The organism is Nocardia wallacei (assembly GCF_029868745.1).
Classification (GTDB): domain Bacteria; phylum Actinomycetota; class Actinomycetes; order Mycobacteriales; family Mycobacteriaceae; genus Nocardia; species Nocardia wallacei_B.
In genome coordinates this window covers 11,511-36,107 of sequence record NZ_JARWOP010000088.1, presented here as the reverse complement: position 1 = coordinate 36,107, position 24,597 = coordinate 11,511, and the positions used below count along the sequence as shown (strand labels likewise).

Sequence of the window (24,597 nt, the reverse complement as noted above, 5' to 3'; positions counted from 1 at the left end):
CGGCCCTGGCGGGCGCCCCCCCCCCCTCCCCCCCCCCCCCCACCCGCCCCCCCCCCCCCCCCCCCCCCCCCCCCCCCCGCCCCCCCCCCCCCGGGCCTCGCGAAAACCCCTGTGCCCTACTTGATCTCGGCGAGCACGGTCCCCTGCGTGATGGCGGCGCCGGCCGCGATCGACAGCCCGGTGACCACACCGGACTTGTGCGCGTTGACCGGGTTCTCCATCTTCATGGCCTCGAGCACCACGATCAGGTCACCGGCCTCGACCGACTGACCCTCCTCGACGGCGACCTTCACCACGGTGCCCTGCATCGGCGCGGTGACCGCGTCACCGGACGCCGCACCGCCACCCGCGCCGCCACGCTTGCGCGCCTTGGGCTTCTTGCGGATGACACCCGCGCCGTTGCCCGCCGCGACGGGCACGCCCGCGCCCACGGAGAACTGACCCGGCAGCGACACCTCCAGCCGCCGGCCGCCGACCTCCACGACCACCTTCTGGCGCGCGGCTTCCTCGTCGTCCTCGATCGGCTGTCCACCGGTGTAGGGCGGAATCGGGTTGTCCCAATCGGTTTCGATCCACTTCGTGTACACGTCGAACTTCGTACCGTCGCCGATGAACGCCGGGTTGGACACGATGTGCTGATGGAACGGCAGCACCGTGGCCAGGCCTTCGATCTCGTACTCGGCCAGCGCGCGGCGCGCCCGCTCCAGCGCCTGGGTGCGGTTCTCGCCGACGACGATCAGCTTGGCCAGCATGGAATCGAACTGGCCGCCGATCACGCTGCCCGCCACGACACCGGAGTCCACGCGCACGCCCGGGCCGGTCGGCTCCTTGTAGACGGTGACCGGGCCCGGCGCGGGCAGGAAGTTGCGTCCGGCGTCCTCGCCGTTGATGCGGAACTCGATCGCGTGCCCGCGCGGGGTCGGGTCCTCGGTGATGGTCAGCTCCTCGCCGTTGGCGATGCGGAACTGCCAGCGCACCAGGTCCAGTCCGGAGGTCTCCTCGGTGACCGGGTGCTCGACCTGCAGGCGCGTGTTGACCTCGAGGAACGACACCGTCTCGCCCTGCACCAGGTACTCCACCGTGCCGGCGCCGTAGTAGCCGGCCTCCTTGCAGATCCGCTTGGCGGACTCGTGGATCTTCGAACGCACCTCGTCGGACAGGAACGGCGCGGGCGCCTCCTCGACCAGTTTCTGGAACCGGCGCTGCAGCGAGCAGTCGCGGGTGCCGGCCACGATCACATTGCCGTGCTGGTCCGCGAGCACCTGCGCCTCGACGTGGCGGGCCTTGTCCAGGTACTGCTCCACGAAGCACTCGCCCCGGCCGAACGCCGCGGTCGCCTCACGGGTCGCGGACTCGAACAGCTCGGGGATCTCCTCGATGGTCTGCGCGACCTTCATGCCGCGACCGCCGCCGCCGAACGCGGCCTTGATCGCCACCGGCACGCCGTAGGTCTTCGCGAACTCCACGACTTCGGCGGCGTCTTTGACCGGGTCCTTGGTGCCCGCGGCCATCGGCGCCTGCGCGCGCTCGGCGATGTGGCGGGCGGTGACCTTGTCGCCCAGGTCCCGGATCGACTGCGGGGACGGGCCGATCCAGATCAGCCCCGCGTCCAGCACGGCCTGCGCGAAATCGGCGTTCTCCGACAGGAACCCGTAACCCGGGTGGATGGCGTCGGCGCCCGACTTGCGGGCGGCGTCGAGCACCTTGTCGAACACCAGGTACGACTCCGCGGAGGTCTGGCCCCCGAGCGCGAATGCCTCATCGGCGAGCTTCACGAACGGCGCGTCCGCGTCCGGTTCGGCGTACACCGCGACGCTGGCGATACCGGCGTCCTTGGCGGCCCGGATCACACGCACCGCGATCTCGCCCCGATTGGCAATCAGGACCTTGGTGATCTGCGCGCTGGCATGGCTGGGCACTGAGCCTCCTGTGCTTTGGACAAACTATCGTCTGGGCCGAGTGTAGGCAGTCTGCCAACAGACGCTGAACCGGGATAGGGGCTACTGAACGGTAAGCCCTGGGAAGTGATGTGGACAACAGCGTGTCCTCATTGCGCCCGACTCGCTGTGGAGGCCCTGTTCAGGGAACTGTCACAACGGGGCGGCCGATATCCGGGATTTCCCCGGGTTCATGCCCTTTGACGATCGGCGTGCGGACCGCATTACTCCATTCGGTCCACGAGCCGTCATAATTGCGCACATTCTCCCGGCCCAGCAGATAAGTGAGTACGAACCAGGTGTGCGCGGAATGTTCACCGATACGGCAGTAGACGATTGTTTCGGGCGCCTCGGAGGCCGCGGCGTAGATCCGGTCCAGTTCCGCCCGCGAGCGGAAGCGCCCGTCGCCGCCCAGCGCGGCGGTCCACGGAATGTTCACCGCGGTGGGGATGTGCCCGGCGCGCAACGACTGTTCCTCCGGCCGGTCGGTGATGCGCGCCAGTTCGCCGCGGTACTCGGCCGCTGGGCGCACGTCGATCAGCGACTGCCCCAGCCGCGCGCGCACCTCGTCGAGGAAGACCCGCGCGCTCCGGTCGTCCCGCTCCACCACCGGATACTCACCCAGACCGACGTCGGGAACCTCGAAGGTGGTGTCGCGCTCCTCGGAGATCCAGGCGTCCCGGCCGCCGTCGAGCAGGCGCACGTCGGGGTGCCCGAACAGGTCGAGGACCCACAGCGTCGCGGCCGCCGTGCCGTTGGATTTGTCGCCGTAGACCACCACCGTGTCGTCGCGCTCGATACCCTTCGCACGCATCAATTCCGCGAAACGGGCGCCATCGACCACATCTCGGGCCATCGGGTCGGTAAGCTCAGCCCGCCAGTCGATCTTGATGGCGCCGGGTACGTGCCCGATGTCGTACAGCAGAACGTCCTCGTTGGACTCCACGATCTTGAGCCCCGGCGCGCCTATGTTTGCCGACAGCCACTCCGTGGTTACTAGTCGGTGAGAGTGTGCGTGGGAGCCGAAGGATGGATGAGAGTCCGGGGCGACGGGCACGGTGTCTGGTCCTTCACGCGTGGGTAGGCGGGTGGTAGCAGGTTCCACCCCGATCGTAGGTGCGAAGCGTTACAGCAGCCGGTTTCACATCACGAATCGGGTGAAGCGCGATTAAGTCGCAGCCTCATCCGATAAAGTCTCCCGGGAGGAGGGGTGAGCTATGTCTGATTCTTGGCCACGACGGCGCCTGCTCGCGATCCTACGTGGCGCCAGCGAGCCTCTCGATGCCCAAGAGCTCGCACGAGTCACCGGGCAACACGTCACCACCGTCCGATTCCATCTCGATGTGCTGACGCGAGAGTCGCTGGTGCGGCAGTTCCAGCAGCCGCCGCGCGGTCGCGGCCGTCCGCGCATCGGTTACACCGCGGTACAGCGATCCGTCGGCTATCAGGATCTCGCCCAGGTGCTGGCCGACCAGCTCGGCAGCGATCCGCGGCGGCGCTCGGATGCCGCCGTCGCCGCCGGGCGAGCCTGGGGCGCCAAACTGGAGGCCGGCGACCAGCCGATCGCCTCGCTCGCCGATGCCCGGGACGTCACCGTCACCACGGCCTCGGAACTGGGCTTCGCACCCGAACGCGACCCGGCCACCGAGACCGACGAGCAGGTGCTGATCCGCCTCACCGCGTGCCCGCTGCGCGATCTGGCCCGCACCCACTCGGAAGTGGTGTGCGGCGTCCATCTGGGGCTGATGCGCGAGGTGCTCGACCGCAACGGCGGCCGGGACACGGTCAACGTGCGGCTGCATCCGTTCGTGGAACCGGAGATGTGCGTCGCCCGGCTGGAAGCGCTCGCGAGCACGCTGGTGCCGGATCCCGCCGAGCTGCCGGACCTGCCGGCGAACGGCGAACCACGGCTGGCCGCACCCGCGGGCAGCCGGGTCGGTCCGCAGCTACGAACCGACCCACAGCTGCGCAATGCCGACACCCACGCCGGCAAGCAGTCGACGCAGCAGCGGTAGCCCGATCCCGATCACGCTCGACGGGTCGCCCTCGATGCGGTCGACGAACCAGCCGCCCCGGCCGTCGAGGGTGAAGGCGCCCGCCACCTGCAACGGCTCGCCGGTGGCGAGGTAGGCGTCCAGCTCCTCGGGTTCGGGCTTGGCGAAATGCACCGTGGTGCGGCTGCAGTCGGCGACCTCGGCGACCGTGCGCGCGTCCCGCAGGCGCAGCACGCAGTGACCGGTCAGCAGGTCGGCGCCGCGGCCGGCCATCGCGGCCCAGCGCTCCCGCGCCACCTCCGGCGTGAGCGGCTTGCCCTGCAGCACACCGTCGACGAGCAGCATCGAATCACAGCCCACCACCACGCAATCCGCGATGGCCTCGGCGCGCTCCGCGACCAACGCCGCGGCCACGGCTTCGGCCTTGGCGCGCGCGAGCGCGGTCACCACGCCTGCCGGGTCGGTGCCCGGCGGCAGTGCCGCCGCCACCGCGTCCTCGTCCACCTCCGAGACGCGCACCAGCGGGCGCAGGCCGGCGGACCGCAGGACCTCCAGCCGGGCGGGCGAGGCGGAGCCGAGTACGAACTCCGTCACGTCAGTCGCGCAGGTGCGACAGTTGGGGGAAGGCGTACGGGGAGAACGGCGACGTGCCGCGGTGCATCAGCGTCGGCCGGCCCCACGCGTCGGCCGGGCCGCTGGGACCGGGAGCCGCGGCGGAATCGGCGGCGGCCGCCAGCACGCACACCAGGGCGGCGATCTCGTCGTCGGTGGGCGAGCCCTTCAGGATCCGGATGACGGGTCCCGCGTTCGATTCGGTATCGGCGTCGGCTACCACCGGCTCCATCGCGACGAATTCGTCGACCGACAGATCCAGCTCGGCCGCCCGCAGTACCTCTTCATCAGCTACAGCCGTCACAGCGCCAGCTCCTCCTGTCCATGTGCCGGGCCCTGCCGGACCCGGCGTTCGCGGTAACCAGGAGCATTCCCGGCGCCCGCGAACGGTATTCGTTGCGGCTCTCGTCTGCGAGGGCCCTACTTACCATCTTTGCTCGGCTGAGGCAGTTGCGCGCGGCCTGCTGTTGTTTCTCACAACCGAGTGTGCTCCCGATACCGCGCATATCGTCGGATCACAGCGGAATGTTGCCGTGCTTCTTCGGCGGCAGGGTCACCATCTTGCGCTCCAGCAGCCGCAGCGCCGAAACGATCTGGCCGCGGGTCTGCGAGGGCGGGATGACCGCGTCGACATAGCCGCGCTCGGCCGCCACGTACGGGTTCACCAGGGTGTCCTCGTACTCGTTCTGCAGCTCGAGCCGCAGCGCGTCGACGTCGGCGCCCTCGGCGGCGGCCTGGGCCAGCTGCTTGCGGTAGACGAACCCGACCGCACCGGACGCGCCCATGACGGCGATCTGCGCGGTCGGCCACGCGAGGTTGACGTCGGCGCCCATGTGCTTGGAGCCCATCACGTCGTAGGCGCCGCCGTAGGCCTTGCGGGTGATGACCGTGATCTTCCCCACAGTGGCCTCGCCGTAGGCGTACAGCAGCTTGGCGCCGCGGCGGATGATGCCGTTGTACTCCTGGCCGGTGCCCGGCAGGAAGCCCGGCACGTCGACCAGGGTGACGATCGGGATGTTGAACGCGTCGCACGTGCGCACGAACCGCGCGGCCTTCTCCGAGGCGTCGATATCCAGACAGCCGGCGAACTGGGTGGGCTGGTTGGCCACGAAACCCACACTGCGCCCGTCGATCCGACCGAATCCGACGATCACGTTCATCGCGCGCTCGGCCTGCACCTCGAAGAACTCGTCGTCGTCGACCAGCCGCCGGATGACCTCGTGCATGTCGTAGGGCTGGTTGGGCGAGTCCGGGATCAGCGTGTCGAGTTCGAGGTCCTCCTCGGTCAGCGACTCCTCGATCGAGCCCTCGATCGGGTCGGTCGCCGGGAACCGCGGCGCCTCGGCGCGGTTGTTGCTCGGCAGGTAGCTCAGCAGGTCCTTGACCCAGTCCAGGGCGTCCTGCTCGCCGGAGGCGACGTAGTGCGCGGTACCGGACTTCACCATGTGGGTGTGGGCGCCGCCCAGCTCCTCCATGGTGACCTCCTCACCGGTGACGGTCTTGATGACGTCCGGCCCGGTGATGAACATCTGGCTGGTCTGATCGACCATGACGACGAAGTCGGTCAGCGCCGGGGAGTACACGTGCCCGCCCGCCGCCGCGCCCATGATCAGCGAGATCTGCGGGATGACGCCCGAGGCCTGGATGTTGCGGTGGAAGATCTCGCCGTACAGGCCGAGCGAGACCACGCCCTCCTGGATGCGGGCGCCGGCGCCGTCGTTGATCCCGATCAGCGGGCGGCCGGTCTTGAGCGCCAGATCCATGACCTTGACGATCTTCTCGCCGTACACCTCGCCGAGGCTGCCGCCGAAGACCGTGGAGTCCTGGCTGAAGATGCACACGTCGCGGCCGTCGATGGTGCCGTAACCGGTCACCACGCCGTCGCCGAGCGGGCGGTTGTTCTCCAGCCCGAAATTCACGCTGCGATGCCGCGCGAGCGCGTCCATCTCCACGAACGAGCCCTCGTCCAGCAGCGCCAGAATGCGCTCGCGCGCGGTCAGCTTGCCCTTGGCGTGGACCTTGTCGACCGCGGCCTCACCCATCGGGTGCTTCGCCTCTTCCAGCCGATTGCGCAGATCAGCCAGCTTCCCAGCGGTGGTGTGGATATCGGGGGCCCCCGCCGAACCCGGCGTAGGCTGCTGCTGGACACTCGTCATGCCCCGGAGTGTAACGAGTGCCAGGCTCGGTGGAAATCCGAGTAGGGGCTACCGACGAGTACCGCTATTGGCTGGCCGCCAGCGGAAAACCGCAGGTGAGAAGCGGTTTGTGGCTCGCGAAAAACCGCGGAAATCCCCGGCCTGAAAACCTTTCAGCGCATGACTCCGGTATGCCCGGTGCAATAGCGTCCCGGTTGCGGCCAGATGGTCAGCCCGTGCGGTCCGTGCCCGACGGGTATGCGCGCCAACAGCTTCCAGTCCACGATGTCGATGGCGTACACCTCGTCGTGGTAGCGGCCCGCCACCCAGAAGACCCGGCCGTCGGCGGAGAGATTGCCCATGTCCGGACTGCCGCCGCCGGGCAGCTCCCACTTGCGCACCAGCCGCCGCGCCGCGAAGTCCCACACCGAAAGGCTGCCCTCGCCGCGATTGGTGATGATCAGCTGCCGCGAGTCCCGGGTGACGTACAGGCCGTGCGCGCCTCTGCCGGTGGGCAAGTGCCCGGTGACGTCGAAGGATTTCGCGTCCACGGTGTACACGCCGTCGGCCATCATGTCCGCGACGAAGAAGGTCGACCCGTCCGGCGACAGCTTGACGTCCTGCGGCATGCCGTGCGGCCCGCCCGGCAGCTCCACCGTCCGCACCAGCCGCAGCGCGCCGATGTCGAGCACCGCCATGCGACCGGCGAATTCGCAACTGGCCAGGGCGAATCGGCCGTCGGCGGTGAAGTCCAGGTGGTCGACACCGGCGCAGTCGGGCACCGGGACCGAGCCGACCTGCCGCCACGTGTGCGGGTCGTAGAGATCCAGCGATCGGTCCGCCTCGGCGACGACCACGGCGTAGCGGCCGTCGGGGGTGAAGTACATGTTGTACGGGTCGCGCACCGGGAGCGGGTCCCCGGACTTGCCGGTGCGTGGATCGATCGGCATCAGGCTGCCGCCGCCGATCGGCAGATCGTTGGTCGCGTACAGGGTCTGCATGTCGTAGGACGGCACGACGTGCTGTGGCTCCACGCCCCGCGAGGAGTAGGTGTCGACGACCTGGAAGGTGGCCGGGTCGATCACGGTCACGGTGTTCGACTTGCTGTTGGGAACGTAGACGCGGGGCAAATGATCGGCCACCGACGGGGCGAGTTCGCGGGCGCCGGCGTACACATCGGTGCCCGACATCGGTGGCGGCATCCCCGGCAGCAGATTCATCGCCGCCGGGGAAGGCTCGCCCGAGACAGTGGCAACTGTGGACGAGACGGCACCGGTCGGTGCTTTCTCCCCCGAGGCGCCCGGTGAGCAACCGGCCAGTACGACGGCCGTGACCAAGACTGCGAGACGAACGTGCCGGGCGCTCACGCGCCGCACCGTGCCGAGAAGTCGAACCGGCGAATCGACATGGACGAATACTAGAGGGCCACAGCTTCTTTCGCAGCAACATTTCAGCGATGTCGCGCGACGAACCTGCCGCACGCCGCGCAGGGGTCAGCCGAGCACCCGGTCCACTGCGTCCACGGCCTCGTCCAACTCCGCTTCCGTCACCGTCAGCGGCGGCCGGAACCGGAGGCCACGCTCCCCCGTGCCGAGGATCAAGACGTGCTCACGCTCGCGCAGTTCGGTGACGACCGCGTCGCGCCGGTGCGCCGACGGCAGGGTGATCGCGCACAGCAGTCCGCGACCGCGAGGCTCGGTGACGGCCGGATGCCGTTCGGCCAGCGCGACCAGCCGGTCCAGCAGATGCGCGCCGAGGCGACCGGCCCGCGCGGCCAGTTCCTCGCGCTCGATCACCTCGAGGACGCGGCGAGCCCGCACCATGTCCGTGAGATTCCCGCCCCAGGTGGAGTTCAGCCGGGAACTCACCGCGAAGACATTGTCGGGCACCTCGTCGACGCGGCCGCCCGCCATCACCCCGCACACCTGGGTCTTCTTACCGAAGGCGACCACGTCCGGGCGCAGCCCCAATTGCCGGTAGGCCCACATGCTTCCGGTCGCGGCCACGCCGGTCTGCACCTCGTCGAGCACGAACAGCGCGTCGTTCTCCCGGCACAGCGCCTGCATCGCGCGCAGGAACTCCGGGCGCAGATGGCGATCGCCGCCCTCGCCCTGGATCGGTTCGGCGATGAAACAGGCTATGTCGTGCGGGTTTTCGGCGAACGCTGCGCGCGCCTGCGCCAGCGCGCGAGCCTCCGCCGCCTCGATGTCGATATCCCCGGCCAGATACGGGGTGTCGATGCGCGGCCAGCCGAAGGACGGAAAGCGCGCGGTCTTCACCGGATCGGTGTTCGTCAGCGACAGCGTGTATCCCGTGCGCCCGTGAAAGGCGCCGGTCAGGTGCAGCACCTTGGTGCCCAGTTCGGCTGGGCGGCCGCGCATTTCGTTGTGCCGGCTCTTCCAGTCGAAGGCCACCTTGAGCGCGTTCTCCACCGCGAGACCGCCACCGTCGATGAAGAACAGGTGCGGCAGTGCGGGATCGCCGAGCACCCGCGCGAAAGTGTCTACGAAGCGCGCCATCTCGACGGTGTAGATGTCGGAGTTGCTCGGCTTGTTCAGCGCGGCCGTGGTGAGTTCGTCGCGAAAGGAGGCGTCGTCGGCCAGCGCCGGATGGTTCATGCCCAGCGCCGAGGACGCGAAGAAGCCGAACATATCCAGATAGGCGGTGCCGTCACGGGCGTCGACCAGGCGCCGGCCACGCGAGGCGCGCAGATCCAGCACCAGCTCGAAACCGTCGGCGAGGATGTTCGCGGACAGGATCTCGTGTACCCGGGAGGGGGTGACCAGCATGTCGTCGGCAACCGCCCCTGGGCGCTCCAGTTCTAGGGTCACACTGGCAGATTACGCAAATTTTTACGCTTTTGCTACGGCACTCCGTAAAGATTACGATCGAGACTCATCTGTCATAGAATGTCTGCAGGATGATGGTGCTTCGAGTCCGAACGTTGGCCGTAGCGCGAATCTCCTGCAGCAACTGCTCCAGGTGCCGGGGCGAGGCCACCCGCACCAGCAGCACATAGCTCTCCTCGCCGGCCACCGAGTGGCACTCCTCGATGCCCGGGATGTGCTGCAGCAGTGCGGGAGCGTCGTCGGGCTGCGAGGGGTCGAGAGGAGTGATGGCGACGAATGCCGACAACAGCTGGCCCAGCGCCTCGGGATCCACCTTGGCCGTGTAACCGCGGATCACCCCGCGCGCCTCGAGCCGACGCACCCGGGACTGCACCGCCGACACCGAAAGATTCGCCTTCTCCGCCAGATTGGAGAGCGTGGCTCGGCCGTCGGCCATCAATTCCCGAATGAGCAGTCGATCGATGTCGTCCAGAGCAGGTTTCGCCGGTGCATCCGCCATCAGCGAAGGCTAACCCAGCACACCGGACTCGTGGCAGGAACCGAGCCCGCGACGGCCGCCGAACGGGGCCCGCGACGCCGCGAAAGCCACCCTCGGACAGGGAGTAACCCATGACCTCAGCACCGACCGCAATCGACACCGGCCACCTGCGTGACCGCGCCGAACGCCATCTGCGCGACCTCGGCGCCGCCCCGCCCGAACCCGGCGCGCTGCCGGCGCGCACGCCCATCACCGGGGGCGAGCTGGCGAGCCTGCGCCCGAGCACGGCCGCGGCGGTGGACGAGGCAATCGACAAGGCCGCCAATGCCTTCCGGTCGTGGCGCACCGTCCCCGCGCCGCAGCGGGCCGCGGTGGTCCGCCGCCTCGGGCAGTTGCTCACCGAGCATCTCGGCGCACTGGCCGAGCTGGTCACGCTGGAGGCGGGCAAGATCGGCGCCGAGGCCCGCGGCGAGGTCCAGGAGATGATCGATATCTGCGAGTTCGCGGTGGGGCTGTCCCGCCAGCTGTACGGGCGCACGATGCCCTCGGAGCGGCCCGGTCACCGGTTGATGGAGACCTGGCATCCGCTGGGGGTCGTGGGGGTGGTGTCGGCGTTCAATTTTCCGGTCGCGGTCTGGTCGTGGAATACCGCGGTCGCGCTGGTGTGCGGGGACACGGTGGTCTGGAAGCCCTCGGAGACAACGCCGTTGACCGCGCTGGCCTGCCACGCCCTGCTGCGGCGGGCGGCGGCGGAGGTCGGCGCCGATCCGGAGATCCACCAGCTGATCCAGGGCGGCGTGGCGGTGGGTGAGCGGCTGGTCGACGACGAGCGGGTCGCGCTGGTGAGTGCGACCGGGTCGGTGCGGATGGGCCGCGCGGTCGGTCCGCGGGTGGCGGCCCGGTTCGGTCGCTGCCTGCTGGAGCTGGGCGGCAACAACGCGGCCGTCGTCACGCCCTCGGCCGACCTGGAATTGGCCACGCGCGGTGTCGTTTTCGCCGCGGCGGGCACGGCCGGGCAGCGCTGCACCACGCTGCGGCGGCTCATCGTCCACGCCGATGTGGCCGACTCGCTGGTGGGCCGGATCGAGCAGGCGTATCACCAGCTGCGCGTGGGCAATCCGCTGGATAACGACGTGCTGGTGGGGCCGCTGATCGACGGGCGGGCCTACGCGGCGATGCAGGAGGCCGTCGCCCGCGCCGTGGCCGATGGCGGCGAACTGGTCTGCGGCGCAGAGCGTCTCATGGTGTCCGGGGAGGACTCGTACTACGTGCGTCCGGCGATCGTGCGCATGCCCGCCCAGACGGAGGTGGTTCGCGAGGAGACCTTCGCGCCCATCCTGTACGTGCTGACCTACCAGGACTTCGACACCGCGATCGCACTGCACAACGGTGTGCCGCAAGGGCTCTCGTCGGCGATTTTCACCGGCGACCAGCGCGAGGCCGAGCGGTTCCTGGCCGCCGACGGCTCCGACTGCGGCATCGCCAACGTCAATATCGGCACCTCGGGGGCGGAGATCGGCGGCGCTTTCGGCGGCGAGAAGCACACCGGCGGCGGCCGCGAATCCGGTTCGGACGCCTGGAAGGCCTACATGCGCCGCGCCACCAACACCGTCAACTACTCCGCCGAACTCCCGCTGGCCCAAGGCATTCGCTTCGGATAGGCACCCGATCAGTCCTCGGCGATGGCGCGGATCTGGTCCTCGTAGGCGGCGCGGGTCCGGCGGTCGGACGGGTGCAGGGCTCGGTCGCCGTCGAAGAGGCGGCGGACCAGGCGCACAGCCGGTTCGGGGGCGGCGGCCAAGGCGAGGTCGACGGGGTTGAGGTAGCCGGGGACGGCCACCTCGGCGCGGCGGGTCCGGCAGGTCTTCAGGATCGCGGCCGCGACATCCCCCGGGTCGACGGTCGGCAGGCCGTGGCCGAGCGCCAGCCCGGACGACAGGCGGGTGCGCACCGCCGAGGGCAGCACGCAGCTCACGCTCACGCCGTGCTCGGCGAACTCCAGCCGGGTCGCCGCCGACAGGCCGACGGCGGCGAACTTGCTGGCGTTGTACACGGCCAGCCCGGGAAGCGGAATCTTCCCGGCCAGTGAGGCCACGTTGACGACGTGTCCGCGCCCCTGCTCGATCATCCCCGGCACCACCGCCCGCATGCCGTGGATCAGGCCCCACACATTGACGTCGATCGTGGTGTGGCCCACGGCATCCGGCTCGGCCAGGAACGCTCCGGCGGGCATCACACCGGCATTGTTGACCAGCACGTCGACACCGCCGAGGTCGGCGACCGCCTTGTCCCATCCCGCGCGGTCCCGCACGTCGAGTTCGCAGGCTCGCCCGCCGATCGTCGCCGCGGCCGCCTGCGCCGCGACCACATCGACATCCGCAACGGTGACCTGGGATCCCTTGTCCGCGAACAACTCCGCGGTCGCCTGCCCGATCCCGCGCCCGCCGCCGGTGATGAGCACGCGGGCCCCGCGCAGGTCGATGCCCGGATAGTCCGCCCCGAAAACGCTCATCGTGCTTCCTTTCTCGCTCAGACGAATTCGCCCTGTTCGACGGCGCGGCGGGTGCTGCCCAGGCTGTGCGCGAAGGTGTCCCGGCGGCGACGGCCGTCCATGAAATTCGGTCCCATCACCGCCAGGTTGGCGGCGGTGGCGTCCACTCGCAGCACCCTCGTACCGGCCGCGCGGACCGCGGCGATCTCCGCATCGAGCTTGGCGCTCATGCGGTTTCGCAGTTGCCGTTCGAGGTAGTGCCCCGGGCCCGCCGCCGGAATACGGCCGGTCGACGCCATCGGCGCCAGCACCACCAGCTCGTCCAGCTCATACGGGACCAGCAGGTCCACTGAAGCGGTGGACGCCGCACCGCCATCGATGTAGCGGCGCCCGTCGATTCGCACCGGCGGGAACCAGCCCGGCACCGCCCACGAGGCCCGCAGCGCCGCGCCGATGGGGGCCACCGGAGCGCCCGGCGCACCGAAGGGCACTCGTTCGCCGGTCGCGTAATCCATGGCGACCAGCCAGGTCGCCGGATGCGCGACCCACGACCGTCCCGGGTTCAGATCCGTCGCCAACCGTTCGAGCCACCCCGCATCGCCGCCACCGACCGGCAGCAATCCGCTGCCCACGGTCAGCAGTCGCTGCTGGGAACGGTTGCCGTGCAAGGCCATTCGCGGCGCACCCACCGACGGCCGAGGCAGTGGCGGAAACCGTCCCGGGCCGCTGCGCAGATGTCGCGCCAGGACCGGATGGGCGGTGCTGCCGTCCTGCATGGCGACCAACTCGTCGACACCCACGCCGCTGCCCAGCATGGTCACCAGTTCCGCGCCCGCCGAGGTGCCCACCAGCACGTCCGCGGTGCGCGGGTCCCAGTCCAGCGCGTCGCGGACCGCCGCAAGCGCCGCGACGATCCACGCCGCCCCCAGCGTGCCCCCGCACCCGATCGCCAGGCCGCGCCGCCGGGGGCGGTTGCCGTTACTCATAGTTTCGAACATATCAGAATGTAAATACTGCCGGTATCCCAAAGCCATCGGTACCTAGAATCGCGATATGGCCCGACTGACCCGCTCCGAGAGCCAGGCCCGCACCCGCGCCGACCTGCTCGCCACCGCGCGCGAGTTGTTCCTCGCCGAGGGCTACGCGCGCACCAGCCTGGAGCGGGTCGCCGATGAAGCGGGATATTCCAAGGGCGCGGTCTATTCCAACTTCCGCACCAAGTCCCAGCTCTGCCTCGACGTGCTCGCCGACATCCACGAGCGGAAGTTCGCCGAGATCAGCGCGCTGCTCGCGGACGAGGGCGAGCTGGATGAGCGGCTGGCACGGTTTCAGGATTGGGCCGAGCACACCCTGGGCGATGTCGGCTGGACCATGCTGGAATTCGAATTCGCCATCGTCGCCCGCGAGGACCCGGAACTGCAGGCGGCGCTGGTGTCGAAGCTGGCGCTGGTGCGCGGCATGGTCGCCGCTCAGTTGGAGACGCTGGCCGACGCCTTCGGCGTGCGGCTGCCGATGCCCGCTTCCGACGCCGCCACGACCGTGCTCAGTATGGGTCTCGGGCTGGGCATCCAGCGTGCGATCGATCCGTCGCTGCCGGCCCGGCTGATCACCGACGCGGTGCGCACGCTGGTGCGGGCCGGGCCGCCCGTCACGCCGTGAGGTGCAGCGTCCAGTCGCCGCGGTGATGCAGCCTGGTCACGCTGACCGGCGGAATATCGATGCGCCAGAACGACTTCGGCGGGGCATCCAGCACGACGAGCAGGGCGGCGCGGATCACCGCCGGATGGGTCACGGCGATGGTCGGGTCGCCCTCGTGCGCGACGGCGGTCAGCCACTCCCGGACCCGCTCGATCACATCGACGACGGCCTCGCCGCCGTGGCCGCGGAATTCCGGGTCGCTCAGCCAGGCGTACAGCTCGTCCGGCGGCACCGACGTCAGCTCGTCGCCGCGCCACGCACCCGCGTCCAGATCGCGTAACCGATCGTCCTCCTCGCCGACCAGGCCCAGCAGCGCCGCGGTTTCGGCGGCGCGGCGTTCGGGCGCGGTGCGGACCCGCGCGGCGCGGAGCAGGTCGTGGGCGGCGACGGCGCGGCGACCGGCCTCGGTCAGCGGTTCGTTCTCCGGGAATCGGGCCTTGCGCATCGCCTCGGTCATGCCGTGACTGACCAGATCGACCCGGAGCACCTTCTGCACGGAGGGAAGCGTACGGCGCGTCCGCGGGACCGTGCCCCCGATCCGGCGATCGCTTCACCTGTCGGTGCCCGGGTGCACACTGGGCCCATGGATCAGTTCTCCCGCCCCACCCAGGAGTGGTTCGGCGGCGCCTTCCCGGCGCCGACGGCCGCTCAGCTGGGCGCGTGGCAGGCCATCTCGGCCGGGGAACACACGCTGGTCGTCGCACCGACCGGCTCGGGCAAGACGCTGTCGGCGTTCCTGTGGGCGATCGATAGGCTCGCCACGCGCGAGCCGTCGGACCCGCCGCGCAAGACGTCGGTGCTGTACATCTCGCCGCTGAAGGCACTGGCCGTCGATGTCGAGCGCAACCTGCGAGCACCGCTGGTGGGCGTCACGCAGACCGCGAAACGGCTCGGCCTGCCCGCTCCGGAGATCAGCGTCGGCGTGCGCTCCGGCGACACCACGGCCGCGGCCCGGCGCTCCCTGCAGCGCACCCCGCCCGACATTCTGATCACCACGCCCGAATCGCTGTTCCTCATGCTCACCTCGGCGGCCCGCGAGACGCTGAGCGAGGTCCACACCGTGATCGTCGACGAGGTACACGCCATCGCGGGCTCCAAACGCGGCGCGCACCTGGCCCTGTCGCTGGCCCGGCTGGATCTGCTCACCGAGCGGTCCGCCCAGCGCATCGGGCTCTCGGCGACGGTCCGGCCGCCCGCGGAGGTGGGCCGGTTCCTGGTGGGTTCGGCGCCGATCACCATCGTGTCGCCCCCGGCGCCGAAGACGTTCGACCTGTCGGTACGGGTGCCCGTGGCCGATATGACGGAGCCGGACCAGACGGGCGAGTCGGACAGTCCGGGCTCGATCTGGCCGCATGTCGATTCGGCGATCGTGGATCTGGTGCTGGCGCATCGTTCCTCGATCGTGTTCGCGAACTCGCGGCGGCTGTCCGAGCGGCTCACGGCCCGGCTGAACGAGGCGTACGCCGAACGGCTCGGCGAGCCCGTCGAGTCGGAGCACGCGCCGCCCGCCCAGCTGGGCCCGTCCACAGAGGTGACGCACGGCGGTTCGGTGCTGCTGGCGCGCGCCCACCACGGATCGGTGAGCAAGGAGCAGCGCGCGCTGATCGAGGACGATCTGAAGAGTGGCCGGCTGCGGTGCGTGGTCGCCACCAGCAGCCTGGAACTCGGAATCGATATGGGCGCGGTGGATCTGGTGGTCCAGGTCGAGGCGCCGCCGTCGGTGGCGAGCGGGCTGCAGCGAGTGGGGCGGGCCGGGCATCAGGTCGGCGAGGTGTCGCGCGGGGTGATCTTCCCGAAGCACCGCACCGATGTCGTGCACTGCGCGGTGGCGTCGATGCGAATGTCGGCGGGGCAGATCGAGGAACTGCGGATGCCCACCCACCCGCTGGACATCCTGGCCCAGCAGACGGTCGCCGCGTGCGCGCTGGAGCCGATCGACGCCGATACCTGGTTCGAAACCGTCCGCGCCACCGGCAGTTACGCGACGCTGCCGCGGTCGGCCTACGAGTCGGTGCTGGACCTGCTGTCGGGCCGCTACCCCTCCGACGAGTTCGCCGAGCTGCGCCCGCGCGTGGTGTGGGATCGCGATGCCGGTACGGTCACCGGCCGCCCGGGAGCACAGCGACTCGCCGTGACCTCCGGCGGCGCGATCCCCGACCGCGGCCTGTTCCCGGTGTTCATGGTCGGCGAACGCGCCTCGCGCGTCGGCGAACTCGACGAGGAGATGGTCTACGAATCCCGCGTCGGCGACATCTTCGCCTTGGGCGCGACGAGCTGGCGCATCGAGGAGATCACCCACGACCGCGTCCTGGTCAGCCCGGCCTTCGGCCTACCCGGTCGACTACCGTTCTGGCACGGCGATTCCCTGGGCCGCCCCGCCGAATTGGGCGCCGCCCTGGGCGAATTCATCCGCAAGGCGAGCCAGGCAGTGGAACGCGCCCCCGCCACCCAGCTGAACGCCCTACTCCGAACGGCCCGTCAGCAGCCCGCCGATCTCGATGCCGAACCTCCGGCCCAGCCGCTCGCCACCGAGGTCGGCGTGCACCATGAGCCGCCCGAGAAAGTTGTGGAACCCGGCGGCGCTGCCGAGTCGGAGCTTCCTGATCTTCCGGAGCACTCCGACGCTGCGCGCACCGGCCGCGCGGCGGGGAAAGCACGGTCGGCTGGTGCGTCCAAGCCCACGAACCCGAAACGTCGCGCCGACGGGTCCGGTCGCACGCGAGGCTCGGCCGCTGTCGAACTGAATGACCTCGAGCAGGTAGTCCACGCGGCTGGGCTGGATGAGTTCGCGACGGCGAATCTGGTGTCGCTGCTGGAGGATCAGCGGCAGGCCACCGGCCACCTTCCGACCGACCGCACGTTGCTGGTGGAACGCTTCCGGGACGAGCTCGGCGACTGGCGGCTGATCCTGCACTCGCCGTACGGGCTGCCCGTACACGCGCCGTGGGCTCTGGCCATCGGCTCGCGGCTGCGCGAACGGTTCGGGGTGGACGCCGCACCCACGGCCTCCGACGACGGCATCGTGGTCCGGCTGCCCGACACCACCGACGACCCGCCGGGCGCCGAACTGTTCGTCTTCGAGCCGGACGAGATCGATGAACTGGTCACCGAGCAGGTCGGCGCCTCGGCGCTGTTCGCGTCCCGCTTCCGGGAGTGCGCGGCCCGCGCACTGCTGCTGCCGCGCCGCGACCCCGGCCGCCGCGCCCCGCTGTGGCAGCAGCGGCAGCGCTCCGCCCAATTGCTCGATGTAGCACGCAAATTCCCCGATTTCCCGATCCTGCTGGAGACGGCGCGCGAATGCCTGCAGGACGTCTACGACCTGGCGGCGCTGCGGGAGCTGCTGGTGGGCGTGGCCCGGCGCAAGCTGCGGCTGGTGGAGGTGGAGACCGCCGCCCCCTCACCGTTCGCCAACGCGCTGCTGTTCGACTACATCGGCCAGTTCATGTACGAGGGCGACAGCCCGCTGGCGGAGCGCCGCGCGGCCGCGCTGTCGCTGGATTCCGCCCTGCTGGCCGAGCTGCTCGGCCGGGTCGAACTGCGCGAGCTGCTGGACGCGGCGGTGCTCGAGCAGACCGAGCGGGAATTGCAGCGCCTGACGCCCGAGCGGCAGGCTCGCGACGCCGAGGGCCTCGCCGATCTGCTGCGTCTGCTCGGCCCGCTCACGGCCGAGGAGGCCGCGCAGCGGTGCCTCGACGATCCGCGGCCGTGGTTCGAGGAACTGGCGAAAAACCGTCGCGCACTGGAGGTCTCGTTCGCCGGTGCGAGCTGGTGGGCGGCCGTGGAGGACGCGTCCCGCCTGCGCGACGCACTGGGCGTACCGCTGCCGATCGGGACGCCCGCCGCCTTCATCGAACCCGTCGCCGATCCGCTGGGCGATCTGGTCGGTCGCTACGCCCGCACGCACGGCCCCTTCACCCTGGACGCGGTCGCCCGCCGCTTCGGCATCGGCACCGCGGTCGCCGCCACCGCACTGCATCGGCTCGCCACCGAGAAGCGCGTGGTGGAAGGCGAATTCACGCCGGGTTCGGCGGGCGCGGAATGGTGCGACAGCCAAGTGCTGCGGAGACTGCGGCGGCGGTCGCTGGCCGCGGCACGCAAGGATGTGGAGCCGGTCGCGACGGCGGCGTTCGCCCGATTCCTGCCCGCCTGGCAACATGTCGGCACCGGCGAGCTGCGCGGCGTGGACGGCGTCGCCACGGTGGTGGAACAGCTTGCGGGAGTTCCCATTCCGGCATCGGCCTGGGAATCGTTGATCCTCCCGTCCCGCGTCCGCGACTACTCCCCCGCCATGCTGGACGAACTGCTCGCCACCGGCGAGGTCATCTGGTCCGGCCACGGCTCGATCACCGCCAAGGACGGCTGGATCGCCCTCCACCCAGCCGACCAAGCAAACCTCACCCTCCCACCACCCGACGACATCGACCTCACCGAAACCCAGATCCAGCTACTCCTTGCCCTCGGCGCAACGGTCATCCCGCAACCCCCCGCAACACAGCGCGAGACATCGCCCCACACGAAGCCCCCTGAGAGCGGCACCCGCCCGGCTCCAAGCCCATCTCGCGGTAGAAGCCATCCAGCACCCGGCACAACCACCCCAGAACATGGCGACAACGCCAAGTCGCCTACCTCCCCGAACGACTCAGCCGCCCCCTCGCCATCCACCTCCCCAAGCAGCTCGGCCAACCCGCCACCAACCTCCCCAGGCAGCTCGGCGGACCCATCGGCACCCACCTTCCCAGGCGACTCGGCCGACCTATACGCACCCACCTCCCCTGGCAGTACGGCCGACCCGGCCCCCTCTCCAGACGGCTCGGCCAAGTCGCCGCCCACCTTCCCTGGCAGTACGGCCGACTCACCGACCCCTACCTCGCCAGGCGGCCCGCAGCGCGCCTCGCGGAACAGCACCCCTGCCGCGAATGCGACTGGGACACCGGCACTTTCGGCCGCATCGTCGTCCGGACGCGTCCAGGTGGTGCCCGGCATGGGTGGCGCGTACTTTTTCCGGCAGCTGTCCGACGCCACCGGGCTGCTCGACGACGCCGCGGTGGTGGCGGCGCTGTGGGAGTTGGTGTGGGCCGGGCACGTCGCGGGCGACACCTTCACGCCGGTGCGGGCGATGCTGTCGGGGACCACGCGCAGTACCACTGCCCATCGCACGCCGCGTCGTACCCCGCGGGGTCGGGTCTATCTGCCGCGGGCGACTATGCCGACGCGCACGGGGCCGCCGAGTGCGGCGGGACGCTGGTCGCTGCTCCCGGAACGCGCCTCGGACAATACGATTCGCGCTCACGCCACCGCCGATGTCCTACTCGAGCGATACGGCGTGCTCACCCGGGGGTCGGTGCAGGGCGAGGGCGTTCCGGGCGGCTTCGCCCTGATGTACCGCGTGCTCACCGAATTCGAGGACCGCGGCCGCTGCCGTCGCGGCTACTTCGTGGATTCGCTGGGCGGAGCGCAGTTCTCCACCACCGATGTGGTGGATCGGCTCCGATCGTTCGACACCGAACGCCCGCAGCGCACCGAGGGCACGGCACTGGCGCTGGCGGCCTGCGACCCGGCCAATCCCTACGGTGCGGCGCTACCGTGGCCCAAGGGCCCGGAGGGCGGGGGCCATCGTCCGGGCCGCAAGGCCGGTGCCCTCGTGGTGCTCGCCGACGGCGAACTCGCCCTGTACCTGGAACGCGGCGGCAAGACCTTGCTCACCTTCTCCGAGGACCCGCGGATCCGTGCGCAGTCGGCCGCCGCCCTCGCCGCGCTCGTCCACGACCGCCGGGTCGACTCACTCGTGATCGACCGTGTCGACGGAGAATCTGTACACGGAAACACCTTCGCCACGTTCCTCACGGAAGCCGGATTCGCCGCGACGCCCCGCGGCTTCCGATTGCGCGGCAAGCCGTGAGCGAGCCGCTCCGCCACCGGCCGCCAGGCGCGCCGTCCGGGAAATGTTGGCCCACAGTGGCTTTCATCGCTCGACAGCGAGGCTCGGATGCCCGAGGGTGACACCGTCTATCTCGCCGCGGCCCGCCTGCGACAGGCGCTTGCTGGAAAGATGCTGACTCGCAGCGATTTCCGTGTCCCGCGCTATGCGACGCTCGATCTGCGCGGCCAGCGGGTCGAGGAGGTCGGCAGCTACGGCAAGCATCTGTTCGTCCGGACGCCGACCGTCAGCATCCACACCCACCTGAAGATGGAAGGCGTGTGGCGCGTGTACCGGCCCGGGCAGCGCTGGACCAAACCGGGTTTCACGGCACGGCTGGTGCTGACCACCGACGACGCGGAAGCCGTCGGCTTCTTGCTCGGCCTGGTCGAGGCGCTCCCTCGCGCCGACGAACACACCGCCGTCGACCACCTCGGCCCGGACCTGCTGGGACCGAATTGGGATGCGGGCGAGGCGGTTCGGCGGCTGGCCCGGCACCCGGACCAGCCGATCGGCCTCGCCCTGCTCGACCAGCGCAATCTCGCCGGAATCGGAAATATCTACCGCAGCGAGGTCTGCTTCCTGCGCCGCGTCCACCCGGCCACCCCGGTCGCCGCCGTCGACGACCTCCCCGGTCTGGTCGCCGAGGCGCACCGCGTACTCACCGAGGCCGCCCACCACCCGCCCTGGCGCACGCTGGCCTATGGGCGGCAACGGCAACCGTGCCGACGATGCGGCACCGGCATGGTCGTCCACCTGCTCGGCGACGACACTGCCACCCGTTCCGAGCGCGGCATCTACTTCTGCCCGCGCTGCCAGCCCGCGCCCGGCTAGCACCGGCACGCCGTATCGCCGGACCGGATACTTTTGCCACTCGATTGCTAACATTTCAACGACCAGGTCCGACACTCTCTGCGACCGATCGAACCCGGATCCAGGAGAGAGGCGGATGGCAGCGACCATGGCCCGGCGCCGCATCGCCGGCATCGCCACCCAACTGCTCGTCGCCACGATCGCGACGGTGGTGACCGTCCTGTTCTCCTGCCTGCTCTGCCAGCATCATTCGCACAGTGGGGTGTCACGGCCGACCGGTCGGCCACCCGCCACCGTCACCTCGCCGCACTGATCGAACCGCGATCGCCGCGAATCCCTTGACCCATCGGAGGCGGCCTGGCCGGGCTCGCCGCCGCCGTGTGGCTGGCCGAGGCCGGCAAACAGGCCACCCTGCTGGAGCGCCGCGGTCGGCTGGGTGGTCGCACGCAGGCCATGCGCGCCGAGCAGGTGGACGACACCCCGGACAACGGCCAGCACGTCATCGCCAGCGGCTACGTCCATCTGTTCCGCTATCTCGAGACCATCGGTACCCGCCGATTCGTCGCCTTTCCGCGGCGAGCGACGCTGCGCTGGCCGGACGGCCGCCAGGCGAGTCTGGTCACCACCGGCGCGGGCGCGATCAAAACACTGTTCGGCGTGCATCCGAGCGCGAGCCTGCCGGACCGGCTCCGGGCGACGCGCGCCACCCTGCGGCTGGGCTGGCAATGCCTGCACCAGCCCGCCGACCTGGCCGACCTCACCACCGAGCAGTGGTTCCAGCGCGTCGGCATGCCCGCCACCGCCCGCGAGGCCCTCTGGGACTGGCTGGCGCTGGGCATCGCGGCCGAACCCGTGCAGCGGGAATCGGCGAAGGTCTTCGCCGATGTGCTGGCGACCGGACTGCGCCTCGGTCTCGCCAACCGGATTCCCGTGACCATCGGCTACCCGACCGTCGACCTGGACACGCTCTACATCACCGGCGCGCTCGAGCTGTTCGAGCGACGCGGCGTGGACGTGCGCTACCGCGCGGTGGCGCGCCGGATCCACTGCTGGAACGGGAGCGGTCCATCGCACTCGCCGGTGTCGGCAGCGTCGACGGACCCACCACCGCGGACGACGTGGACACTCTCGGCCGCGCCTACGCCCTCCGGGTCGGCGCCCACCACCTGTCCCGGTTCACCGGCACGAGCGTCGACCCCGACGGCCCCACCGAACGAATCCTGTTGGCCGCCATCGAGGAACTGGTCCGGCTCCACCTCGAGCACCCCGCGGACTATCCGGACGAGCTGGTCCTGCGCTACCTGCGCACCCTGGTCTCCTGGGCGGCCGACGTCGAATCGGCAGACCGCTGACCGCACGCTCACCGTTCGGTCGGCACCGGTTCCAGGATTTCCGGGCGAGGTTCCGGCGCCGCCGCGCGCAGGGCGTCCGCCGACTCGTCGTCCGGCTGGGTCTGGGATTGGATCTCGGATCGGACTCGGGCGCTGTAGGTCTCGACTTCTCGCGTGATGTCGGCGTCGGACCAGCCCAGTACCGGCGCGACCAGTCGCGCTACCTCCTCGGCGCAGTCCGCGCCGCGGTGGGCGTACTCGATGGAGATGCGGGTGCGGCGGGCCAGGATGTCGTCGAGGTGCAGGGCGCCCTCGGCGGCGGCCGCGTACACCGCCTCCACCCGCAGGTAGGTGGGCGCATCCGTAATCGGTTGCAGCAGTTCGGGTTTGCCCGCGGCCAGGTCGAGGACGTGGGTGACCAGCGAACCGTACCGGTTGAGCAGGTGCTCGACCCGATACGGGTGCACGCCGTAAGTCTCGGCGAGATGCGGCGTCTGGTTGAGCAGGGCGAAGTAGCCGTCGGCGCCCAGCAGCGGCACCTTGTCGGTGATGCTCGGCGAGACGCGCTGTGGAATGTCTTGCGCCGCAGCGTCTACCGCGTCGTAGGCCATCACGCGGTAGGTGGTGTACTTGCCGCCCGCGATGGCGACCAGGCCCGGCGCCAGCCGTGCGACGGCATGCTCACGCGACAGCTTCGACGTCTCGTCGCTCTCCCCCGCCAGCAGCGGCCGCAGCCCGGCGTACACGCCCTGGATGTCGTCGTGGGTGAGCGGCGTGACCAGCACCTCGTTCACCCGGTCCAGCAGATAGTCGATGTCGGCCTTGGTGGCCGCGGGGTGCGCGAGATCCAGATTCCAGTCGGTGTCGGTGGTGCCGACGATCCAGTGGTTGCTGCCCCACGGGATGACGAACAGCACCGAGGTCGGGGTGCGCAGAATCAGCGCGGCGTCACTGGCGATGCGGTCGCGCGGAACGACGATGTGCACGCCCTTGGAGGCGCGCACGTGGAACCGGCCGCGCTGATGCGACAGCGCCTGGATCTCGTCGGTCCACACACCGGTCGCGTTGACGACCACATGACCGCGCACCTCGGTGGTGCGGCCGTCCTCACTGTCGCGCACCTCGACGCCCACCACCCGGTCGGCCTCTCGCAGGAAGCCGACCACCTGCGTGGATGTGCGGATCACGGCGCCGTAGTGGGCCGCGGTGCGGGCCACCGTCATGGTGTGCCGCGCGTCGTCGACCACGGTGTCGTAGTAGGTGACCCCGCCGATGAGCGCGTCGCGGCGCAGGCCGGGCGCCAGCCGCAGCGCACCCGACCGGGTGACATGATGCTGTCCCGGAACGGATTTCGCGCCGCCCATGGTGTCGTAGAGCACCAGCCCCGAGGCCACGTACGGCCGCTCCCACACCCGATGGGTGAGCGGATAGAGAAAGCGCAGCGGCTTGACCAGATGCGGCGCAAGGGTTTTCAGGCTCAACTCGCGCTCGTGCAACGCCTCCCGCACCAGCCCGAACTCGAGCTGCTCCAGATACCGCAGCCCGCCGTGAAACATCTTCGACGACCGGCTCGAGGTCCCCGACGCCAGATCCCGCGCCTCCACCAGCGCGACCTCCAGCCCGCGAGTGGCCGCGTCCAGCGCGATTCCCGCGCCGACCACGCCCCCACCGATCACCACCACGTCGAAATGCTCGTCGCCGAGCCGCTCCCACGCATCGGCCCGCTGCGCGGGTCCGAGATCGCCGGCGGCTTGCCCCTGCGGTTGCGCCTTCTTCGTCATAGCCCGCCTCCTCCAGAACGCCCGTGGTCGCGGGTTGCGGATCGACCCGCCGTTGGTGAAAGCTCTCGTCGGCTGCTCGCGTCCAGGCTATGGGAACACCGAGACTTCCCGGCCGGGGTGGCGCTCGTGTCGCGCGTCCGTCCTCGGCCTACCCACGAGTAACCGAGGCCAACGGTAGCCCACCCGTCACTCCGCGGCGATGTGAAACACACCGCACAAGCAGCGCAGCCCGCACCGGCGGCACACAGCGACCACCGACGCGGTACGCACCGCAGTGACCCACGGGCAAACGAGTACGGCCTCCGACCGGCTACCGGACGGAGGCCATACTCGTGGCTCGGCTGTGCCGCTACGACTTGCAGTCCTTCGACACGCCCGGCTGGCACTTCGGCGGCGGCGGCGTATTGGTGCAATTCGTCGACACACCCGGCTGACAAGGCCCGGCCGTGGCCACGCCCGGCGCGATGAGTGCGGCGGCGGTCGTAATCAGAACTCCCGCAACGATTTTCGAAATCATGGAAACTGCCTCCCGTTAGGTTCGCTCGAAGGTTACGGGGGTGA

At 70.1% G+C, this 24,597-nt stretch carries 19 protein-coding genes and 2 pseudogenes; 9 read left to right on the top strand and 12 right to left on the bottom strand.

Going from position 1 to position 24,597, the window contains the following annotated elements:
- Positions 1-116: 116 nt before the first annotated feature.
- Together QH470_RS06700 and QH470_RS06695 are read right to left on the bottom strand one after the other, a co-directional pair.
- Positions 117-1,919 (bottom strand): ATP-binding protein, encoded by a 1,803-nt coding sequence (locus tag QH470_RS06700; protein WP_280271390.1) that lies wholly within the window; start codon positions 1,917-1,919, stop codon positions 117-119.
- Positions 1,920-2,079: 160 nt separating this feature from the next.
- Positions 2,080-2,994: a sulfurtransferase gene (locus QH470_RS06695; RefSeq protein WP_280271389.1), complete on the bottom strand. Its 915-nt coding sequence runs from the start codon at positions 2,992-2,994 to the stop codon at positions 2,080-2,082.
- A gap of 160 nt (positions 2,995-3,154) precedes the next feature.
- Between QH470_RS06695 and QH470_RS06690 the strand changes: the two genes are divergently transcribed.
- Positions 3,155-3,952, top strand: a complete 798-nt coding sequence (locus tag QH470_RS06690; RefSeq protein WP_280271388.1) for a helix-turn-helix transcriptional regulator — start codon at positions 3,155-3,157, stop codon at positions 3,950-3,952.
- Here QH470_RS06690 and QH470_RS06685 read toward each other — a convergent pair.
- The 6 genes from QH470_RS06685 to QH470_RS06660 form a co-directional block, all read right to left on the bottom strand.
- Positions 3,884-4,525 carry a Maf family protein gene (locus QH470_RS06685; protein ID WP_280271387.1) on the bottom strand — a complete coding sequence of 214 codons (642 nt, stop codon included), beginning with the start codon at positions 4,523-4,525 and terminating at the stop codon, positions 3,884-3,886. The two genes, QH470_RS06690 and QH470_RS06685, sit on opposite strands and share 69 nt — an antisense overlap.
- 1 nt (position 4,526) lies before the next feature.
- A complete protein-coding gene (locus tag QH470_RS06680) occupies positions 4,527-4,847 on the bottom strand; it encodes an acyl-CoA carboxylase subunit epsilon (RefSeq protein WP_280271386.1) in 321 nt (106 codons plus the stop codon).
- A 211-nt stretch (positions 4,848-5,058) separates the two neighbouring features.
- Positions 5,059-6,699 (bottom strand): acyl-CoA carboxylase subunit beta, encoded by a 1,641-nt coding sequence (locus QH470_RS06675; protein WP_280271385.1) that lies wholly within the window; start codon positions 6,697-6,699, stop codon positions 5,059-5,061.
- Positions 6,700-6,851: 152 nt separating this feature from the next.
- Positions 6,852-7,898, bottom strand: coding sequence for a YncE family protein (locus QH470_RS06670; RefSeq protein ID WP_280271384.1), 1,047 nt, complete (start codon positions 7,896-7,898; stop codon positions 6,852-6,854).
- A gap of 273 nt (positions 7,899-8,171) precedes the next feature.
- Positions 8,172-9,467 carry an L-lysine 6-transaminase gene (gene lat / locus QH470_RS06665; protein WP_280271394.1) on the bottom strand — a complete coding sequence of 432 codons (1,296 nt, stop codon included), beginning with the start codon at positions 9,465-9,467 and terminating at the stop codon, positions 8,172-8,174.
- Between the two features lie 106 nt (positions 9,468-9,573).
- Entirely contained in the window at positions 9,574-10,026 is a 453-nt protein-coding gene (locus QH470_RS06660; protein WP_187685059.1) for an Lrp/AsnC family transcriptional regulator, read from the bottom strand.
- Positions 10,027-10,136: 110 nt separating this feature from the next.
- Between QH470_RS06660 and amaB the strand changes: the two genes are divergently transcribed.
- Complete coding sequence (gene amaB / locus QH470_RS06655) at positions 10,137-11,666, top strand: L-piperidine-6-carboxylate dehydrogenase (RefSeq protein ID WP_280271383.1); 1,530 nt, start codon at positions 10,137-10,139, stop codon at positions 11,664-11,666.
- 8 nt (positions 11,667-11,674) lie between these two features.
- Here amaB and QH470_RS06650 read toward each other — a convergent pair whose 3' ends face one another.
- Positions 11,675-12,517 carry an SDR family NAD(P)-dependent oxidoreductase gene (locus tag QH470_RS06650; RefSeq protein ID WP_280271382.1) on the bottom strand — a complete coding sequence of 281 codons (843 nt, stop codon included), beginning with the start codon at positions 12,515-12,517 and terminating at the stop codon, positions 11,675-11,677.
- 17 nt (positions 12,518-12,534) lie between these two features.
- On the bottom strand, positions 12,535-13,482 hold the full coding sequence (locus QH470_RS06645; protein ID WP_280271381.1) for a patatin-like phospholipase family protein: 948 nt from the start codon (positions 13,480-13,482) through the stop codon (positions 12,535-12,537).
- A 67-nt stretch (positions 13,483-13,549) separates the two neighbouring features.
- Between QH470_RS06645 and QH470_RS06640 the strand changes: the two genes are divergently transcribed.
- A complete protein-coding gene (locus tag QH470_RS06640; protein WP_280271380.1) occupies positions 13,550-14,155 on the top strand; it encodes a TetR/AcrR family transcriptional regulator in 606 nt (201 codons plus the stop codon).
- Here QH470_RS06640 and QH470_RS06635 read toward each other — a convergent pair.
- Positions 14,145-14,690 (bottom strand): histidine phosphatase family protein, encoded by a 546-nt coding sequence (locus QH470_RS06635; protein ID WP_280271379.1) that lies wholly within the window; start codon positions 14,688-14,690, stop codon positions 14,145-14,147. The genes QH470_RS06640 and QH470_RS06635 overlap by 11 nt on opposite strands.
- 87 nt (positions 14,691-14,777) lie before the next feature.
- On the opposite strand from QH470_RS06635, the pseudogene QH470_RS38425 reads away from it, so the two are divergent.
- From QH470_RS38425 to QH470_RS06610, 6 genes and pseudogenes are all read left to right on the top strand, one after another.
- Positions 14,778-15,323, top strand: a pseudogene (locus QH470_RS38425) (DEAD/DEAH box helicase); the annotation flags it as partial.
- Between the two features lie 168 nt (positions 15,324-15,491).
- The gene (locus QH470_RS06630; RefSeq protein ID WP_483243933.1) at positions 15,492-20,093 is read left to right on the top strand and encodes an Lhr family ATP-dependent helicase; all 4,602 of its coding nucleotides are present in this window, start codon (positions 15,492-15,494) and stop codon (positions 20,091-20,093) included.
- 87 nt (positions 20,094-20,180) lie between these two features.
- On the top strand, positions 20,181-20,945 hold the full coding sequence (locus QH470_RS06625; RefSeq protein ID WP_280271377.1) for a DNA-formamidopyrimidine glycosylase family protein: 765 nt from the start codon (positions 20,181-20,183) through the stop codon (positions 20,943-20,945).
- Between the two features lie 115 nt (positions 20,946-21,060).
- Complete coding sequence (locus tag QH470_RS06620) at positions 21,061-21,237, top strand: hypothetical protein (protein ID WP_280271376.1); 177 nt, start codon at positions 21,061-21,063, stop codon at positions 21,235-21,237.
- A 65-nt stretch (positions 21,238-21,302) separates the two neighbouring features.
- Positions 21,303-21,776: pseudogene (locus QH470_RS06615) on the top strand (FAD-dependent oxidoreductase); the annotation flags it as partial.
- 266 nt (positions 21,777-22,042) lie between these two features.
- On the top strand, positions 22,043-22,276 hold the full coding sequence (locus QH470_RS06610) for a hypothetical protein (protein WP_280271395.1): 234 nt from the start codon (positions 22,043-22,045) through the stop codon (positions 22,274-22,276).
- Between the two features lie 8 nt (positions 22,277-22,284).
- Here QH470_RS06610 and glpD read toward each other — a convergent pair whose 3' ends face one another.
- Positions 22,285-24,036: a glycerol-3-phosphate dehydrogenase gene (gene glpD, locus QH470_RS06605; protein WP_280271375.1), complete on the bottom strand. Its 1,752-nt coding sequence runs from the start codon at positions 24,034-24,036 to the stop codon at positions 22,285-22,287.
- Between the last annotated feature and the right edge of the window lie 561 nt (positions 24,037-24,597).